Here is a 16776-nt window from a genome sequence, read left to right as displayed (position 1 = left end):
TCAGTCGGTGCCGGACTCGATGGCCGCCAGGTCCAGCAGCTCGTCCTCGGCGGGCAGGTTGGTCACGGCGTCGCCGCGGGCGGCGATGGCCTCCGCGCCGCCTTCCGGCATGGCGCCGATCAGGCCGGTCGCCGCCGCCTGGGCCGCGCCCAGCAGCTGCACCGGGTGCGCGCTGCCGACCATGCCCAGGCCCGCGTACTGCTCCAGCTTGGCGCGGGAGTCGGCGATGTCCAGGTTGCGCATGGTCAGCTGGCCGATCCGGTCCACCGGGCCGAACGCCGCGTCCTCGGTGCGCTCCATGGACAGCTTGTCCGGGTGGTAGCTGAACGACGGGCCGGTGGTGTCGAGGATGGAGTAGTCCTCGCCGCGCCGCAGCCGCAGCGTCACCTCGCCGGTGATGGCCATGCCGACCCACCGCTGCAGCGACTCGCGCAGCATCAGCGACTGCGGGTCCAGCCAGCGGCCCTCGTACATCAGCCGGCCCAGCCGCCGGCCCTCGTTGTGGTAGCTGGCCAGCGTGTCCTCGTTGTGGATGGCGTTGACCAGCCGCTCGTAGGCCGCGTGCAGCAGGGCCATGCCGGGCGCCTCGTAGATGCCGCGGCTCTTGGCCTCGATGATCCGGTTCTCGATCTGGTCGGACATGCCCAGGCCGTGCCGGCCGCCGATGGCGTTGGCCTCCAGCACCAGGTCGACCGGGCTGCCGAACTCCTTGCCGTTGATCGTCACCGGCCGGCCCCGCTCGAAGCCGATGGTCACGTCCTCGGGCGCGATCTCGACGGCCGGGTCCCAGAACCGCACGCCCATGATCGGGTCGACGATCTCGATGCCGGTGTCCAGGTGCTCCAGCGACTTGGCCTCGTGGGTGGCGCCCCAGATGTTGGCGTCGGTGGAGTAGGCCTTCTCGGTGCTGTCCCGGTAGGGCAGGTCGTGCGCGACCAGCCACTCGGACATCTCCTTGCGGCCGCCGAGCTCGGTGACGAAGTCGGCGTCCAGCCACGGCTTGTAGATCCGCAGCGACGGGTTGGCCAGCAGGCCGTAGCGGTAGAACCGCTCGATGTCGTTGCCCTTGAAGGTGGAGCCGTCACCCCAGATCTGGACGTCGTCCTCGAGCATCGCGCGCACCAGCAGGGTGCCGGTGACGGCGCGGCCGAGCGGGGTGGTGTTGAAGTACGTGCGGCCGCCGTTGCGGATGTGGAAGGCGCCGCAGGCCAGCGCGGCCAGCCCCTCCTCGACCAGGGCGGCCTTGCAGTCGACCAGGCGGGCGATCTCGGCGCCGTACTGGTGGGCGCGGCCGGGCACCGAGTCGATCTCCGGCTCGTCGTACTGGCCGATGTCAGCGGTGTAGGTGCACGGCACGGCACCCTTCTCGCGCATCCACGCGACCGCTACCGAGGTGTCGAGGCCGCCGGAGAAGGCGATCCCGACACGTTCGCCGACAGGGAGGGAAGTGAGCACCTTGGACACGTTTAGAAATATACATGGCGATGCATGATCATGCAACGCGGTAGGCTGGGGGCCACCGGAGGAGGGGCGGATGGCGTCCGAGGGTGTGCGCAACGAGGTCACCGGTTCGCCGTCGGCGCCGTTCGTGCTGGCCGGCGTCATCCACGGCAATGTGACGGTGCACGGGACCGAGCCGCCGGTGCCCCGGCAGCTGCCGCCTGCCCCGCGTTGGTTCACCGCCCGCGAGACGGAGCTGGCCGCGCTGACCGAGGCGTTCGAGCGGACGGACGGTCCGTTGGTCGCGGTGATCGTCGGGGTCGGCGGCATCGGCAAGACGTGGCTGGCGCTGCACTGGGCCCACCGGCGGCTTGAGTCCTTTCCGGACGGTCAGGTCTTCGTCGACCTGAGGGGCGTCGCACCGGACGGCCAGTTCCTGCCGCCGGCGGCCGTGCTGCGGTGCGTGCTGGACGCCCTGGGCGTGCCACCGCAGGCCGTGCCGGTCGACTTCGACGCGCAGGTGGGCCGGTATCGCAGCCTGGTCGCCGGCAAGCGGATGCTGATCGTCTTCGACAACGTGCGGGACGCCGAGCACGTGCGGGCCGCGCTGCCCTCGGCCGCCGGCTGCGCGGTGCTGGTGACCAGCCGCAACCAGCTGCGCGGCCTGGAAGCTTCGGTGCGGATCGCGCTGCCGCCGCTGACCGAGGCCGAAAGTGTCGAGCTGTTCGAGCGGCGGTTGGGGCGTCTGCGGCTCGACGCCGAGCCGGAGGCGGTGCGGTGTCTGGTCGACGACTGCGCCGGGCTGCCGCTGGCGCTGGGCCTGGCCGCCGGCCGGGTCGCCGATCACGCGGCGTTTCCCATCGCGGTGTTCGCCCGTGAGCTACGGGAGACCCGGCTGCCGGCGCTGGACGGGCTGGAGACGGTGCTCTCGTGGTCGTATCAGGCCCTGGAACCGGCTCAGGCCAAGGTGTTCGCGCTGCTCGGGCTGATTCCCGGGGCGGACGCCGGCGTGCGGGCCATCGAGTGTCTGACCGAGCTGCCCGATGCGCGGCCGATTCTCCGTGCGCTGGAACGGGTTTCCCTCGTGCAGGAGCATGCCCCGGGTCGGTGGCAGCTGCACGACCTGGTCCGTCTCTACGCCCTGGGTCAGTTGGACGACGCCGAGGCCGCCCTGGACCGCTTCGTCGGCTACTACGTGGTCAACGGGTGCGCCGCCGACCGGCTGCTCGACCCGTGCCGCACGCCGATCGACGTCGGCCCGGCGACCGAACGTTTCGCGGACCGGGCGGCGGCGCTGGTCTGGTTCGAGGCCGAGCACACCTGCCTGGTCGCGATGCAGCGGTTCGTCGCCGAGCGCGGACGTCATGTCGACGCCTGGCGGCTGGCCTGGGTGATGCACAGTTTCCATTGGCAGCAAGGGCTTGTGCGTGACCAGGCCGGCACGTGGCGGGTCGCGCTCTCCGATCGTCTGGACGACGCCTCGTCGGCGCTGGCCCACCGGCTGCTCGGGTCCGCACTGGTGCGCACCGGAGCCGTCGCGGACGCCCTGGCTTTACTGGGGCAGGCTTTGCTGCTCCACCAAGGTGATCGCTGGGGCGAGGGGCACACCCACCGGTCGCTCGCCCGAGCCTGGGAGCGCTCCGGTGACACCGCGCGGGCCTTGGAGCACGCAACCCTTGCTATGACCGCGTATCAGGCGGTCGACGCTCCGTTGGACGTCGCTGATGCCTTGGAGCTCCAGGGGCGGTACGAGGCCGAGTTGGGTCGCCTGGACCGGGCCTTCGGCCACCATGCTGCCGCGCTGGAGTTGTATCGCCGCAACGGAAACGTTGACGGCGAGGCCACCGCCTTCGACGGACTGGGGCACATCGAGCAGCGCGCCGGCCGCCTGGACCTGGCCGTCTCCCACTACGAACGGGCCCAGGCCCTGTTCGACGGCCGCCACGCCTACCACCTGGCCGACACCCTCGACCGCCTGGCCGAATGCCGGGCGCAGCTCGGGCACACTGCTCAGGCCCGGCAGACCTGGGAGACCGCCCTGGGCCTGTACGAGAACCAGCAGCGTGGGGCCGACGCCGAACGGGTCCGTGGCCGTCTGGACGAAGCGTGATCACCGCCGCCAGCTTTCCCACCCCCGACCTGGCCCTTCGCTCCTGCGACCCGGCGGAACTCCGCCGCGTCCATGACTTCGCCCTCGAACAGGCCGCTGCCGCGAACGCCGCCCGCTCGCTCCTGGTCGGCCGCTTGACCCCTTCGCTCTTACGCTCCGTGCACTCCGACCTGATCACCTGGCGGCACCAGCTCGCGCTCAAGGCCCCCGGCCGGATCGGCCAGGGTCTCCCGCTCGACGCCTCCCGCTTCGTCATGTCCCTTGTGGACGGTGGACCCAACTACGACCGCCTCGGCTACATCGGCCGCCTTCGCCATGGCGCTGCGTGGGATTCCGCCTCCCGCACCTACCGTGGCGGCGTCGAAACCCCCGCCTTCCGTCTCATGCTCCGCTACGGCCAGGCCGTCCACGACCGCTTCTCCCTTGAAGGCAACCCCGGTGACGTCTTGGTCAACCACGTCACCCTCCCCAACGGCCTGGTGATCCCCGGCAACCGCTTGGTTCGTCACGCCGCCGCCGCTGACATCAGCACCGCCCTGCTGGCCCGCCTCTCCGCCCGCGGCCACGACGTCTCCCAGGTGGAAACCGGTGGCTCCCCCTGCTACGCCATCTCCGCCGACGACTCCTCCCGTGCCACCATGTTCTCCGCCGCCCTGGACCTCCTGGCTTCTGCTCCAAGCCTTTCCTCCTGGCAGGCCGCCCGCTACCTGCTCTACCAGTCCCCCCGAACGAAGAAGGGCAGCGATGCCGCCAGCCGTGTCTTCCTGGTTGCTGTCGGAAGCGTCCTGTTAGGACAGCCACCCGTGCTGGACCAGGACGTCGATCTCCGCTGCGCCGTTCTCGGTCAGCGAGCCGCGACCGTGCTGCCTAGCGATCCGCGGGAATGACCGGGAGGATCAGGCGGGAGGAGTGGAAGACGGTCTGCACGGCGGTGACCGGGTCGTGTGGGTCGACGAGCCAGTTGCGGCCGGTGTTGGGGTTGGGGGCGGTCAGGGGGAAGCTGCTGGAGCTGAGCTGGAGGCGGAGGGCGTGGCCGGGGGCGAACCAGTAGCTGGTGGGGGACAGCTCGATGCGGATGGTGGAGTCGGGGCGGAAGGCCAGGCGGGTGATGCCCTCGCAGACGTTGACGGAGGTGCCGTCGGGGGAGACGTCGCAGAGCTTGGCGGTGAAGTCGGTGTCGACGGCGGTGGTGGTGGCGTCGAGCTCGACGGTGACCGGGCCGGTGATCTCCACGCCGTCGGTGACCGGCGAGGTGTAGACGAGGACGTCGGCGCGACGCTCCACTTCGGACTGATCGAAGACGCCGGCGGGGCGGATGCCGGTGAGGAAGGTGCCGCCGGCGGACGGTACGGGATCGGACGGGTCGTAGGTGAAGGTGTCGGAGCGGGTGCCGGGCTCGGTGGCCAGGATCCCGCCGGCCGAGGGGTGGAGGGTGGTCCAGACGGTTTCGGGCAGCGGCCAGGTCGAGGTGTGCCGCCAGCGGTCGGCGCGTTGCACGTAAAGGGAAATCACCGGCTCGTCCTCGACGCCGTTGTCGAGGCCGCGGACGAAGCGGTCCATCCAGCGGGTCACCGCCTCCGGCCCGGGCGCGACGGACGTGCCGACGGTGTTCATGGCCAGCGGGTCGGATTCGGCGGCGATCGGCGGAGTCCACTGTCCGACCGGGATCTCGCTGCCGAGGTGGGTGAACGGGGAGATGATCAGGCGCTGCGGCGAACGGCCGGACATCAGGGCGAAGTCGCGCAGAGTGCCGCGGATGAAGACGTCGTGCCAGCCGCCGAGGTGGATCGTGGGCACGTCCAGCTCCGGCAACCGTCGGGCATAGTCCAGGTCGCGCCAGTACGGGTCGGCCGGGTCGGGATGGGCGGCCCACTCCCGGACCCACGGCAGGTGCTTCTCCAGCAAAGAAGTCAGCTCGCTCAACGGCCGGGACAGCAGCCGTTCGGCGGCGGCGGTCTCCGCGGCGATCAGGGCCGGCAGCTTCGCGTACAGCGCTGGATCATCGCGGGCGGCCAGGGCAGTGTCCAAAACGGACGAAGCCATTAGGGTGGCCAGGTCCGGATCGTCGGCCTCGGACAACATGTGCATGATCGGCCACAGGTAGACGAGATCCAGCTGCGGCACGCCGGGGGAGTAGTAGCCGAGCCCGTCGAAGACGGATCCGGTGGTGCCGGGGGCGATCGCCTTCACGGCGGGATGGCCGGACAGCGCGCCGAGCCAGGAAGCGGCCCCGGGGTAGGACATTCCGCTCAGCCCGACGGTTCCGTCGGACCACGGCTGGGCGACGATCCAGTCCACGGTGTCGTGGGCGTCGCTGATCTCGTGCCGCAGCGGCTCGAACTCGCCGTCGGAGCCGAACCGACCCCGGACCTGCTGCCACACGCAGGCGTAACCGCGGTCGACGACCCGTGCGGCGGAGGCCTCGGCGGCGAGGTCGTAGGGCGTGCGGACCAGGATGGCCGGCGCCGGCCGGGCGTCGGGCAGGTGCACAGTGGTGGCCAACTCCACACCCTGGCAAGGAATCCGGACATCGATGCGCTCCGGCACGGGAACCTCCACTAATATCGGGCTATGGCGTCGAGCAGGGCCGAGCAGGCCGAGCGGACCAGGAAGACGGTGTTGGACACGGCCCGCCGGCTGTTCGCCGAGCGGGGGTTCGACGGCACCTCGCTACAGCTGATCGCCGACACCATGGGCGTGCAGAAGGCCAACGTCTACTACTACTTCCGCACCAAGATGGCGATCCTGGAGGCGTTGCTGGAGGGCAGCATCGCGGCGTTCGAGCAGACTCTGGCCGCGGCCGAGCGGTTGGATGGCTTGGCCCGCAAGGAGTTCCTGGTCGACGGGTTCGTGGACCAGGTGGTGGCCAGCCGGTCGATGTCGCCGCTGAGCCGCATCGCCCCGACCGTGCGCCGGGAGGGGCGGATCGGCGAGGCGCTGCGCGCGCAGACGGCCCGCGGCCTGCGGCTGATGTTCGGCGACGAGCCGACCGTCGAGCAGCAGGCGGCGTACTACATGGCCACCGACGTGGGGCCGGTGGTGCCCCGGATGAAGCACCTGTCCGACGCCGAGCTGCGGGATCTGTTGCGTCGGCTGTGCTTGCGCATCCTGGACGTCTAGACGGCGTTGTGGGCCAACAGGCTTCGGCCGCAGTCGACGACGGCTTCGGCCCCCGGCCGGGACTTCCAGCCCAGCACCCGCTCGGCCTTGGCCGTGGTGTGCACCGCGCGGCGGCCCAGCGCCGGCAGGAGCTCCTTCAGGGTGCCGTCGAACTTGGCCAGCCCGCGGACCGCCACGTCCGGCAGGTTGTGGGTCGGCGCCTTGGCAGCGTCCTTGCCGAGACCGTCCCGCAGCGCGCGGGCCAGGTCCAGCATCCACATGAACTCGCCGGTGGCCAGGAAACGCTGTCCGGCTGCTTCTGGCGTGGTCATCGCCCGGATGTGCGCGTCGGCCAGGTCCCGCACGTCCACGACCTCGAAGCCGATCCGGGGCGTGCCCGGCATCCCCTTCAGCAGCCGGCCGATGATCTGCACCGAGCCCAGGGTGTTGGCGCTGAGCAGCGGGCCGAACACCGCGCCCGGCAACACCGTGGCCAGTGTGGTCGGGCCGTCGTAGGTGGCCATGAAGTCCCAGGCCGCCTTCTCCGCGGCCGTCTTCGACCGGCGATACGGTTGCAGCGTCGGGTCGTTCACATCCGTCCACACCGTCTCGTCGTTGACGCTTTCGTCCTGATAGGACGATGGGCTGGCCGTGTTGGCCGCCGACGTCATCACCACCCGCTTCACTCCGGCGGCGGTGGCCGCGCGCAGCACCCGCAGCGTGCCGTCGCGGGCCGGCACGATCAGCGACTCCGCGTCCCCGCCGTGCATGCCCAGCGGTGAGGCCACGTGCAACACGTAGTCCACGCCCGCCACCGCCTCGGCCCAGCCGTCGTCCGACGTGAGGTCCGCGATCGCGAACTCCAGCCGGTCGCCCGGGTCCACCTCGGTCGCCACCGCGCCGCGCACCTGCTCGCCCTTCGCCGCGCTGCGCACCGTCGCCCGCACCGTGTAGCCCCGCTTGACCAGCTCCGCCACACACCAGCCCGCGACGTAGCCCGTGCCCCCGGTGACCAGCACCGTCTCGCTCATCCCAGCTCCTCCAGTTCGTTAGCCATTCGGCTAATGAAACTAAGGTAGCACCGGTGGCGGGCGGGTGCGACCTCGGTGGGAGTGAGAGCTCGGTTACGGCGATCGGCCGGCGGGGCGGTGCCCGCCGGCCGATCGCCGTCCTCATGCCGCCGGTCAGGAGTGGACGAACTGCCAGGTGACCGGGATGTTGCCCAGGTCGGTGCCGCCGGTGAGCTGGGTGAAGACCGGCTTGCCGAGGTCGATGTGCGACGCGTCGCAGCCGGGACACTGGTCCTTGACCGGCACTGTAACGGTCTGACCGTTATAGCTGACCTGGACCGAGACGCCGGAGCAGAGCGGGTCGTTGTTGGGGTTCGCGGAGGTCCAGTAGCTGGGGGAGACGGCGACCAGGTAGTCGGTGCCGGCGTTGATCTGCGTGCCGCAGGCGCCGTAGCCGACGCTGTCGTAGTAGGTGGCGTTGCCGTTGACCGGCTGGTTGAACGGGATGTCGGCGTAGGCGGTCCCGGCGACGGCGAGCGGAATCGTGCCGGCGACGGCCAGCGCGACGAGCGCCTTCTTGACGATGGCCATGTGGTGGCTAACTCCTGGAATAGAAGGACGGAATCAGCAGCTGAGGTTGCCGCCGGGGTCGACGCCGAGAATGCCGGTGAATTGCTTGTAGAGGTTGATCCGGTCGTTCATCTGGTCGGCGTTCTGCCCGCCGCACTCCAGGGCCCCGTTGATGCTGCGGATGGTCTCGCCGAAGCCAGCGCCATTGACCATCGCGTCGTGGCCGGTCATCTTGCCGGCGCCGGTCTGGCTGTTCCAGAACCACAGGCCGGTCTTCCAGGACACGGTCGGGTCCTTTTCGACCTGGGACGGATTGTTGAGCAGATCGATGCCCAGCGCGTCGCCGGCCGCCTTGTAGTTGAAGTTCCAGCTCAGCTGCAGCGGCCCGCGGCCGTAGTACTGGTCCTGGCCGGCCGGGCAGCCGTAGGGCTGGCTCGCGTCGCAGTAGTGCGGGTAGTTGGCGGTGTTCAGCTCGACGATGTACTGCAGGCCACCGGTCTCGTGGCTCACGTTGGCCAGGAACGCGGCCGCCTCCCGCTTCTGGGTGGCGTCGTCGCCGCTGGTGGTGAAGGCCGGGTAGGCGCCGGTGGCGTTGGTCAGGCCCTGGAACGTGTAGAAGGCGTTCCGGTTCGGGAACATCTGGTTGAACTGAGCCTCGCTGACCGTGAATCCGGCCGGCCTCGCGGTGGCGGCGGTCGGCAGTGTGACGGCCAACCCGACCGTGATGGCCGCGGCCGCCAAAGCCGCCGCGACACGTCGTACGAGCATCGAACTGCTCCTTCCAGCGGAGAGGAAAACAGGACGCCTGTCAACGCAATTGATCCTGGCAAACCCGCCGCTGGTGTCAACGACCGTAAAGTGTGCACCGTCTGGAACTGTTTTTTGATCACGCGAAAACCGGCTGGACATGCGGTTCTCGCAGAAAAAGTGAACCGGGTTCTCGTCTGAACATGAGGGAAAGTCACTACGAGAGAGTGGCGCTGTCCAGCCGTCACGCTTCGGAGTGACACCCGCCCAGTGAGAACCCGGTCGACGTGGTGGTGTGCCAGCGGTCAGGTGATCACTGGTTGAGCGTGCAGGGGGCCAGCGCCGCCAGACCCGCGGGCTTGCTCCCGCTGACCCGGCCGATGTCGATGGCGATGCGGTCCAGCACGGCGATCCGCTTGTCCTTCAGCGGCCCGAGGATGGCGTTGTTGACGAAGTTGGGGCCGCCCTGGCCCTGCGAGGTGACGAGGCGGTTGTTCGCCTCGGTGATCTCCTTGGCCAGGTTGGCCAGTTCGGTGGTGACGCCGGCCTGGGCGGCGGCGGGCACGGCGGGGAGCTTGTCCTCGACCGACGGGCAGTTGACGGTCGGCACACCGCCGGCGGAGCCGGCCGGGGCGGAGCTGGTGGTGCCGCTGGCGGCAGAGCCGGAGGTGGAACCGCTGGCAGCGGAGCCGGAACCAGAAGCGCCTGTGGAGCCACCGGAACCCGAAGCGCCGCCGCCGGTGCTCAGGGTGCACGGCGCGAGCGAGTCCAGGCCGGTGGGCTTGGCGGCGTGCCGGCCGATGGCGGTGGCGATGCGGTCGATGGTGGAGACCCGTTTGTCCTTGAGCGGCCCGAGGATGGCGTTGTTCACGAAGTTGGGGCCGCCCTGCCCCTGGGTGCTGACCAACCGCTGGTTGGCCTCGGTGATCTGGGTGGTGAGCAGGTTCAGGTTCCGGGTCACCTCGGCCTGGGCCGCGGCGGGGATGGCCGGCAGTTTGTCCGACACCGATGGGCACACCACGGTGGGCACGGCGTCGGCGGCGTTGGCGGTGCCGCTGTGGGAAGCCACTGCCACCGCTCCGCCGGCCACGGCGGCGACCCCGAGCAACACGGCGGCGACTCGAAACTTTCGCGGAACCGCCGCGTAACTGATCCTCATGGCGTACTCCTGTCACGTCGTCCACGCCCCGTCTCGCATACGTGGACCGCGTGCGGAATGGTTCACCGAGCGGCGGTATTCGACTGTTTCGACAGCAGTCAGTCCGAAGTGGACGGAATGGAGGTGCTGGCGCGCACGGCCAGCCGGGGCGGCAGCAGGCGGATCTCGGGGGCCGGGGAGCCCTCCAGCTGGCTGACGACCATCTGCACGGCCAGCTGGCCGAGCTGGGCGGCTGGCACCTCGACGGTGGTCAGCGTGCACGGGTCGCCACCGTGCGGGCCGACGGCGATCAGGGAGATGTCCTGCGGCACAACGAGTCCCCGGGCCGCCAGCTCGGTCATCAGCGGGGTCAGGGCGTTCTCGTTCTGCACCACCAGGGCGGTGGCCCCGTCGGCCAGCAGTCCGTCCAGACAGGACCGGATGGCGTCGAGATCGTCGTCACAGGGCCGGATGCACACGCGAATCCCGTGCCGGGTGGCGGAGTCCAGCATTCCCTGCCGGAAGCGGGTGGCCTGGCTGACGCCCCGCCGCTGCACGGCCGGCGCGAGCCCGACGAGCCCGACGTTCCGGTGCCCGAGTTCGGCCAGATGGCTCACGCACAGCGCGGCCGCGGCGGCGAAGTCGAGGTCCAGACAGGTGATCGCGTTGGGATGGTCCGGCACACCGACGAGCACGGTCGGCCGGTCCAGCGCGGTGAGCATCGGCACTCGGCGGTCGGTGGCGGTCACGTCCAGCGCGATCAGCCCGTCGGCCAGCGAGCCGACGACCGCCGCGCGTAACTCCCCGGGATCGGAGTCCTTGGTCAGCAGTAACAGGTTCATGCCGAACGAGCTGGCGGCGGCGGTGGCCGCGGCGGTGAACCGCATGAGGGTCGGGGTCTCCACGCCGGGCCGCTGCGGCGCCAGCAGTGCGAGCAGGTTGCTGCGCACGACCAGTCCGCTGCCGCGCGGCCGGTAGCCGAGCAGTCGGATCTGCTGCTGCACTCGTCTTCGGGTCGCGGGCGACACCGCCCGCTTGCCGCTGATCACATAGGACACCGTGCTCGGCGCCACACCTGCGGCCCGCGCGACGTCGTGAATGGTCGCCACGCCGCGAAGTTAGTTGAGGACTCACGTAGACGCAAGGATGATCAACGCGAAACTGTCGAAGGTCCAGTTCTCCGCTTGTCAGCTGGGAAAAAGGTTCAGACCAACCACGATGATCACGCTTGACCGGCCGGACAGTGGCTGCTTAGGTTGTGCCCCGCGTTCGGGGAAACCGATGGTCGCTCGGGTGGCGTGAGGAACAACATGGCTGACAGCGACGCGCTCGCCGGGCTGGTCCGGCCGCCGATCGACACTCCCCGGCCCGACGTCGCGCCGCTGCTGCTGGGCGCGACCTGGGACCCTGACCTGGCCCGACGGGTCGGCGCCGCGTTCGGCGACCGGCACGCCGGCAGGGTCGTCGGCGTGCGGCTGGACCAGGCGATCCAAGATCCGCGGCTGGCCCGCAACGACCTCGCCTACGCCGAGGACTCGCTGCTGGCGGCCCGGCTGGCGGCGGCTCACCTGTTCGGCATGAGCGGCGCGTGCGCGCCGGTGATCACCGACTTCGACGTGGACTCCTGCCATCGCCAGGGATTCACCGCGCGCACCCTGCACGAACAGGAGTTACCGGCCTACCGGGCGGTTTTCGAGACCGGCGGCGCGCGGGGCCTGGTGCTGCCGCGGCAGCTGTTCGACGAGCAGTCGACGCTGATCCGGCTGCTGATCCAGGAAGGACTGCGGCTGTGGAGCGACGGCCGCGCCCCGGTGTTCCTGAGCGGCGAGGGCGGATCCGCGGTGGCGGCGGTGAAATCCGGTGTGGACGGCTTCATCGATGGCGGCCAAGTCTTGGACGAACTCGTGGCGGCGGCCGCCGACGGTCGGGTCGACGAGGCGGAGATCACCGCCGCGCGGTCCCGGCTGGACACCTTGTACGGACACGTGGGCGTGCCGTCCGGTGGTGATCACGACGGCGTCGCGCTGGCCGTCGCCCGCGAAGCCGTTGTGCTGCTGCGCAATGACGGCCTGCTGCCACTGCTCGTCGGCCCGGGGATGCGTGTCGCCGTGGTGCATCCGGGCCAGCCGGGCGGCCTGCCGGCGGCGGTGCGGGGCATGGTCACCGCGGCCGGTGGCACGGTGACGGAAACCGGCGGCAATGACCGGGTGCTGCTCCGCGAGGCCGACGGCCGTCGCTGCCTGGTGGCTGTCGGTGACGAGTTGCGGATGGGCGTGCCGGTCGGGGACAACGCCGTGTTCGACGCGATCGAATGGTCCCGGCACGTCTTCGAACTGCGCAACGGCCGCTGCCGCCAGGTGGTCGAGGTCAAGCCGGCGCAGGGCGGGACCGTCTCGCTCCGCTATGTCCACAGCGGACGGTTGGTCGCCATCGACAACGTGATCTGGGAGGCGGTGTCCGACGGCGCCACCCGGGCGGCCGAGGCGGCGGCCGCCGCCGACGTCGCGCTGGTGGTGATCGGGGACAACGGCCAGCCGCGGGACCGGGAGAACCTGCTGCCACCGGCTCAGCAGGACCGGATGCTGCGGGCGGTGCGGGCGGCCAACCCGAACACGGTGCTGGTGGTGCTGAGCGGCCGGCCGTACGCGCTGGACTGGGCCGAGGCCAACGTCGCCGGCATCCTCTGGAGTGTTCCGGCCGAGCAGACTGACGCCGCCGTGGCCGAAGTGTTGTTCGGAGAGCGTTCTCCCACCGGCCGGCTGCCGCAGACCTGGTACCGCGCCACGGACACGGCCTTCGACACCTACCTGCACCAACGCGCGGAACCCCTGTTCCCCTTCGGCTACGGCCTGAGCTACACCACTTTCCGTTACGACCCGCCGGTGCTGAGCGCGCCCACTCTGGAGATCGACGGCCGTGTCACGGTGTCGGTCCGCGTGCGCAACATGGGCTTCCGCGACGGCGAAGAGGTGGTGCAGCTCTACACCCGCCAGCTCACCTCGCGGGTGCGCCAACCGGTCCGCCAGCTGCGGCACTTCACCAGGATCGCCGTGCCGGCACGGGGTTCCCGCACGGTGACGTTCGCGCTCACCGCCGACGACGTGTCGTTCTTCGACGTCACCACGCAGGACTGGGTGCTGGAGACGGCCGAGCACGAGGTGCTGGTCGGCGGCCACTCGGCCCGCCTCGCGACGGTCGGGGTGGAGATCCCGGTCCGTCGATTGTCCGGAATGTCGTTGCTGTGCACCAGGGTCGACGAGACCGCGGGGTTGACGCTGGTCGACGGGCCGGCGATGGCCGCGACGGCGCAACGGTCCTGGCTGGCGCTGCGGGGCTGCGACCTGGCCGGTTGCCGCACCTGGGGCCTGGTCGCGGACAACCCGGGCCGGTTCTCGCTGTACGCCGGGCTGCACCTGGATGATCCCAAGGGACCGCTGATCGGCGTGCTGGCCGTGCCGCCCGGACCGGTCGCCGAGCACATCGCGCCGATCACCGGCGAGGCCCCGGGCGTGCGGGACGTGTTCGTCGTGTTCACGCAGCCGGGGACGCGCGCCCGCCGGCTGACGTTCGGTTGATCCCCGCACATGTCAGTTCCCACCTGCGTGTTTGAGCCGATCGTCCCAGGTCCGCGTACATAGGGCCGTGAGACAGCGACGACGGGACCTGACCGAGCCGGTGACGGTGATCGGGGTCGCGGTCGCCGCGCTCGTGGCTGTCGTCGTAGTGGTGCAGAGCCAGGGATCGGCCGGCGTCGCCACCGCCGAGAAACCGGTTCCGACCACCACGTCGGTGGCCAGTTCGACAGTGTCCACAACAGCCACCACCTCGTTGCCGGCCCAGGTCCGACTGGCCACCGCCGTCTACGACCTGCGCGCCGGCCGGTACGTGAGCCGGTCGGACGAGGACACTCCGTTCGCCGCCGAGTCGCTGACCAAGCTCCTCATCGCCACCGACCTCGCCGCCTCAGGCCGGTTGGCCGGAAACAATCTGGCCCGGGTCAAGGGCATGCTGTCCACCAGCGACGACCAGATCGCCAACCAGCTGTGGACCGCCGACGGCGGGCCGGCGATCGTCACCCGCGAGGTCCGGGCCATGGGCCTGCGGGCGACGGTCCCGCCGCGCGACCCCGGCCGCTGGGGTGACACCACCATGACCGCGGCCGACGTCGTGCGGATCTACCAGTACGTGATGACCAAGATGCCCGCCGGCCAGCGCGAGGTGCTGCTGTCCGACCTCGCCGCCACGGCCCACGCCGCCGACGGCACCGACCAGGACTTCGGCATCACCCAGGCGGTGCCGGACGGCGAGTGGTGGGCCAAGCAGGCCTGGGCCTGCTGCCGCCCGGCCTGGGACGTGCACACCACCGGCCTGGTCGGGGCCGACCAGCGCTACGTCGTGGTGGCACTGAGCCAGCAGCCGCTGGCCGGCGGTTTCGCCGGCGCCACCAAGGTCGTCACCGGCGTGGCCAAGACCCTGGTGGCCGGCCTCGACCTGACCCGGCCGTAGAAAACTAGAACACGTTCTTGCTATCGGCGCGGTCCCTGGCGGATGCTGGGGATCATGGACCTGGTTGCCCTGGAGGAGATCCGCCGGCTGAAGTACCGCTACCTGCGCTGCGTCGACCGCAAGCTGTGGGACGAGTTCTCGCAGACGTTCACCGCCGACGCCACGGCCGCCTACGGCACTCCGGTGGAAGGGGAGCCGGTCGTGCTGCGCGGGCGGGAGGAGATCACGGCGTTCATGCGCCGGCGGCTCGGGCCGGACGTCGTCACCGCCCACCTCTGCGCCCAGCCCGAGATCGACATCGACGGCGACGAGGCCACCGGGACGTGGGCGTTCCAGGACACCGTGATCATCGCCAGGTACGACATCGTGATCATCGGCCACGCCTTCTACGAAGATCGCTACCGGCGCGAGGACGGTGTCTGGCGGATCAGCCACACCGGTTACGAGCGGCGTACCTACGAGGCGCAGCTGTCGTTGAAGGACCTGCCCAGCTTCAAGCTCACGTCATAGGTCCAGCACCAGGTCGTCGGTGGGGCGGGCACAGCACACCAGCGTGGCGCCGGCGGCCGGCGGTTCCAGGGGGTCGGGCCGGTACCGGACGTCGCCGGACAGCAGGGGAGTCACGCAGGTGTGGCAGACCCCAGTGCGACAGGCCCAGCGGGTCGGCACGTCGCAGGCCTCGGCCAGCTCCAGCAGGTTGTCGAAGTCGGACCGCCACCGGACGGTGAGACCGCTGCGGGCAAAGGTGATCCGCGGGCCGGTGCCGACCGGGCCGTCGGGCTGGTGCGGGGTGGTCGGCGCGGCGTCGACGATGCCGGGGTTGATCGCCGGCAGGGCCCCGAAGAGCTCGGAGTGGACGTCGGTGACGCCGAGATCGCGCAGGGCGGCGGTCATGTCGTCCATGAAGCCGGCTGGCCCGCACAGGTAGGCGGAAGCGTTGGGCGGCAAGGAGAGATCGGCCAGCGCGTCGCGGTTCAGGCGATTGCCGTCAGCGGTGTAGTAGACGTGTTCGTGCGACTGCAATCCAGCGAGCAGGCCGTGGGCCTCGTCGCGGAAGGCGTGTTCCGCGACGGACCGGGTGGTGTGCAGCCACCACACCTCACGCTTGGTGTCGGCCAGGGCCCGCAGCATCGCCAACACGGGTGTCACGCCGACGCCGGCGGAGAGCAGCACAACGGGGGAGTCGTTGTCCTGCAAGGTGAAGTCGCCACGCGGTGCGGCGACGTCCAGGGTGTCGCCGACGCTCAGCCGCGTGTGCAGGAAGGTGCTGACAACGCCGTCACGCTTGACGCTGATCCGGTACTCGGTGTCGGAAACCGCCGACAGCGAATAGCTCCGCACCTGACTGGCGGCTTTCAGCGTCAGAAACTGGCCCGGCAACGGTGTGGGCAGCGGTGAACCGTCCGGTGTGGACAGATGAATGGAGGCGATGGTGCTGCTCTCCGGCACGATTTCCGTCACCCGCAACGGTCGGAACCCCGGCCAGCCCTTGACCACCGGCTCGGCCTTGGGGGCCAACAGGTCCTGGAACGAGGCCCGCCAACCGGGGCTCAGCGCCGGAATGTCGACGGCCTTGCGCAGCTGCACCACGTCCCGCTTCGGCAGGTACAACAAGGCGTCGATGTCGGCGACGTTCATCTCGTGCCGTCCGACGGCGGTGCGGATGATCTCGTCGCCGGCCCGCACCTCGCCCTCCTCGATCACCCGGAAGTAGAAGCCGGGCCGATGCCGGGCGACCAGCAGCGACGGCATCTCCGGTTCGTTGAGCCGCAGGGCGACCCGGAAGCAGGTCACCCGGGGCTGGCTGACCTCGAACTCGGCGTCCCCGATCCGGTACCGGTCGCCGATGTGCACCTCGTCGTCGAGCAGCCCGTCCACGGTGAAGTTCTCGCCGAAGTTGCCGTACTCCAGGTCGTCCCGGTCCAGCTCGTGCCGCCAGTAGTCGTAGGACTGCCGCTGGTACACGAAGACGGCCCGCTGCTCGCCGCCGTGGCCGCCCAGGTCGCCCTGCCCGTCGCCGTCGATGTTGAGCCGGCGGGCCATACGCGCGCCCTCGACCGGGTGCTTGAAGATGCCGGTGTGCACGGTCCGGCCCTGCCAGGGCACGTCCTTGGGCATGCCCACGTTCAGTGACAGCAGTCGCGCCACGGTGATCG

14 protein-coding genes are annotated in these 16776 nt (G+C 70.3%); 6 read left to right on the top strand and 8 right to left on the bottom strand.

The window, feature by feature from the left end; all coding sequences use genetic code 11:
- Positions 1-1464, bottom strand: a complete 1464-nt coding sequence (gene argG, locus JJ691_RS24910) for an argininosuccinate synthase (protein WP_211771120.1) — start codon at positions 1462-1464, stop codon at positions 1-3.
- Positions 1465-1534: 70 nt separating this feature from the next.
- Here argG and JJ691_RS24905 point away from each other — a divergent pair, with 70 nt between their 5' ends.
- Positions 1535-3550, top strand: a complete 2016-nt coding sequence (locus tag JJ691_RS24905; protein WP_211771119.1) for an ATP-binding protein — start codon at positions 1535-1537, stop codon at positions 3548-3550.
- A complete protein-coding gene (locus tag JJ691_RS24900; protein WP_211771118.1) occupies positions 3547-4437 on the top strand; it encodes a hypothetical protein in 891 nt (296 codons plus the stop codon). Before JJ691_RS24905 ends, JJ691_RS24900 begins: the two co-directional genes overlap by 4 nt.
- On the opposite strand, the gene JJ691_RS24895 is transcribed toward JJ691_RS24900, so the two are convergent.
- Positions 4418-6097 (bottom strand): CocE/NonD family hydrolase, encoded by a 1680-nt coding sequence (locus tag JJ691_RS24895; protein ID WP_211771117.1) that lies wholly within the window; start codon positions 6095-6097, stop codon positions 4418-4420. The genes JJ691_RS24900 and JJ691_RS24895 overlap by 20 nt on opposite strands.
- Positions 6098-6121: 24 nt before the next feature.
- On the opposite strand from JJ691_RS24895, the gene JJ691_RS24890 reads away from it, so the two are divergent.
- A complete protein-coding gene (locus tag JJ691_RS24890) occupies positions 6122-6670 on the top strand; it encodes a TetR/AcrR family transcriptional regulator (RefSeq protein WP_211771116.1) in 549 nt (182 codons plus the stop codon).
- Here the strand turns inward: JJ691_RS24890 and JJ691_RS24885 are convergent.
- The 5 genes from JJ691_RS24885 to JJ691_RS24865 all read right to left on the bottom strand — a co-directional run bounded on the left by JJ691_RS24885 (position 6667) and on the right by JJ691_RS24865 (position 11223).
- A complete protein-coding gene (locus tag JJ691_RS24885) occupies positions 6667-7680 on the bottom strand; it encodes an NAD-dependent epimerase/dehydratase family protein (protein WP_211771115.1) in 1014 nt (337 codons plus the stop codon). The genes JJ691_RS24890 and JJ691_RS24885 overlap by 4 nt on opposite strands.
- Positions 7681-7833: 153 nt before the next feature.
- Positions 7834-8250, bottom strand: a complete 417-nt coding sequence (locus tag JJ691_RS24880) for a cysteine/serine endopeptidase inhibitor (RefSeq protein ID WP_211771114.1) — start codon at positions 8248-8250, stop codon at positions 7834-7836.
- Between the two features lie 33 nt (positions 8251-8283).
- Positions 8284-8997 carry a chitinase gene (locus JJ691_RS24875; RefSeq protein ID WP_211771113.1) on the bottom strand — a complete coding sequence of 238 codons (714 nt, stop codon included), beginning with the start codon at positions 8995-8997 and terminating at the stop codon, positions 8284-8286.
- 292 nt (positions 8998-9289) lie between these two features.
- Entirely contained in the window at positions 9290-10135 is an 846-nt protein-coding gene (locus tag JJ691_RS24870; protein WP_211771112.1) for a hypothetical protein, read from the bottom strand.
- A gap of 98 nt (positions 10136-10233) precedes the next feature.
- On the bottom strand, positions 10234-11223 hold the full coding sequence (locus JJ691_RS24865; protein WP_211771111.1) for a LacI family DNA-binding transcriptional regulator: 990 nt from the start codon (positions 11221-11223) through the stop codon (positions 10234-10236).
- 201 nt (positions 11224-11424) lie between these two features.
- Here JJ691_RS24865 and JJ691_RS24860 point away from each other — a divergent pair, with 201 nt between their 5' ends.
- From JJ691_RS24860 to JJ691_RS24850, 3 genes are all read left to right on the top strand, one after another.
- Positions 11425-13689, top strand: a complete 2265-nt coding sequence (locus tag JJ691_RS24860; protein ID WP_211771110.1) for a glycoside hydrolase family 3 C-terminal domain-containing protein — start codon at positions 11425-11427, stop codon at positions 13687-13689.
- 67 nt (positions 13690-13756) lie between these two features.
- Positions 13757-14620 carry a hypothetical protein gene (locus tag JJ691_RS24855; protein WP_211771109.1) on the top strand — a complete coding sequence of 288 codons (864 nt, stop codon included), beginning with the start codon at positions 13757-13759 and terminating at the stop codon, positions 14618-14620.
- A 54-nt stretch (positions 14621-14674) separates the two neighbouring features.
- Positions 14675-15130: a nuclear transport factor 2 family protein gene (locus JJ691_RS24850; protein WP_211771108.1), complete on the top strand. Its 456-nt coding sequence runs from the start codon at positions 14675-14677 to the stop codon at positions 15128-15130.
- On the opposite strand, the gene JJ691_RS24845 is transcribed toward JJ691_RS24850, so the two are convergent.
- Positions 15125-16768 (bottom strand): MOSC and FAD-binding oxidoreductase domain-containing protein, encoded by a 1644-nt coding sequence (locus tag JJ691_RS24845; protein ID WP_211771107.1) that lies wholly within the window; start codon positions 16766-16768, stop codon positions 15125-15127. The genes JJ691_RS24850 and JJ691_RS24845 overlap by 6 nt on opposite strands.
- Between the last annotated feature and the right edge of the window lie 8 nt (positions 16769-16776).

It is taken from the genome of Kutzneria sp. CA-103260 (assembly GCF_018263855.1).
Taxonomy (GTDB): domain Bacteria; phylum Actinomycetota; class Actinomycetes; order Mycobacteriales; family Pseudonocardiaceae; genus Kutzneria.
Note: the sequence above shows the minus strand (reverse complement) of the source record. Positions and strands in the feature narration are given on the sequence as shown.